The 215-nt window shown below is 51.2% G+C and carries 1 rRNA gene; it reads right to left on the bottom strand.

Annotated elements, in window-relative coordinates:
* A 23S ribosomal RNA gene (locus BN3349_RS11825) occupies positions 1 to 213 on the bottom strand; the annotation flags it as partial.
* Positions 214 to 215: the final 2 nt, after the last annotated feature.

The following is a 215-nucleotide window of genomic DNA, read 5'->3' as shown; positions in this document are numbered from 1 at the left end:
TAGTCGGTTCGGTCCTCCAGTTAGTGTTACCCAACCTTCAACCTGCACATGGCTAGATCACCGGGTTTCGGGTCTATACCTTGCAACTCCTCGCCCAGTTAAGACTCGGTTTCCCTTCGGCTCCCCTATTCGGTTAACCTCGCTACAAAATATAAGTCGCTGACCCATTATACAAAAGGTACGCAGTCACCCCTAAGGGCTCCCACTGCTTGTAC

Origin of the sequence: Necropsobacter massiliensis (assembly GCF_000827595.2) — a bacterium.
Classification (GTDB): Bacteria; Pseudomonadota; Gammaproteobacteria; order Enterobacterales; family Pasteurellaceae; genus Necropsobacter; species Necropsobacter massiliensis.
This window is presented reverse-complemented; position numbering and strand designations above follow the sequence as displayed.